The organism is Shigella sp. FC1967, assembly GCF_001743005.1.
Lineage (GTDB): Bacteria > Pseudomonadota > Gammaproteobacteria > Enterobacterales > Enterobacteriaceae > Proteus.
On sequence record NZ_MIIZ01001059.1, the window covers coordinates 1 to 1,091 of the forward strand.

Sequence of the window (1,091 nt, forward strand, 5' to 3'; positions counted from 1 at the left end):
TTTTTCATCGGCACCACACAGGGGCTCACACATGAAACCAAAGCCTGCACTGTGGTCATCCATAAGGAAGACATGATCGTCTTCGTCATAGGCCAGGACAGGAATAATCCCGGCAGCTCGCAAGTGCTCCGGGATCAACGTTTCTTCGAGTTTCTTTTTGATGGTTACGATCATTCAACACTCTCCAACCATGATTTCAGGTTCTTCGGACGTCCTTTGCTGACACGACCATCCGGAGCAACCACGAACGGAACGCCCTCAATACCAATGAAATGAGCTGTCAGCAGCGTTTGATCGTATTGGCCGGGGTCGCAGGTTTCTTTTGAAGGAAGGGAACCCAAGGTGTTGTTCATCAGCGCATCGAGCGCGTGGGTTTTGTCTTTCGCGCAGTACAAGTTCTTTGCCAAGCGGTTGGACTCAGCACCCAGAGCAGGAATCACGATAAATTTAAAGGTGTAATCATCCACCAGCGATTTGGCATCCCCCATGAGCTGATGGCAAACCGCGCATCTAGGATCGACAAAGACCACCACCTCTTTGTCACCACGCCCCATCGACACGGTGTTCAGCGTGTCCACATCCATGCCCATGCTCTTGAAGTGGATACGCTCCGCTACATCCCTCATTTGGGACATCGTGTTGAGGGGCTTCTTGCTCCACAGGTCGTAGATTTGTCCTGAAATAACAAATCGCCCGTTTTCAGAGAGGAACATGATCTGCCCATCACTTTGGACGGCTCGCACCCCTTTGATGGGTAGCTCTACGATGTCCTCTATCTTCGCCGCTCTGGGATCGGTGATTTCCAATTTCGATGACGCATGAGCCGTGCCGGTAATAATCCCGAACACCATCAGCGCCCCAAGTAATTTTGTCCGCATGTCTATCCCCTAAGATTGGATTACTGGATGCTGGGCAGTGTATCCGGGGGAGGGAAATAGACTCGCCTCTGTAATAGCCCAATTTGGACAACTCCAGCGCGATACAAAAAAAAGCCGGTCTGAACCGGGCTTTGAGAGGAATGAACCTTAGTTCATCGTGACAGCTTCGGATTTGCCACCAGAGTCATCGACCCCAACCAGAGAAATGGTCGG

2 protein-coding genes are annotated in these 1,091 nt (G+C 51.2%); both read right to left on the reverse strand.

Features of this window, described 5'->3' with window-relative positions:
- Positions 1-174, reverse strand: a 174-nt coding sequence (locus BHE89_RS18285) for a TraC family protein (RefSeq protein WP_141008335.1), incomplete at its 3' end; no start/stop codon positions are given.
- A complete protein-coding gene (locus tag BHE89_RS18290) occupies positions 171-878 on the reverse strand; it encodes a DsbC family protein (protein ID WP_001259347.1) in 708 nt (235 codons plus the stop codon). The genes BHE89_RS18285 and BHE89_RS18290, both read right to left, overlap by 4 nt.
- Positions 879-1,091 lie beyond the last annotated feature (213 nt).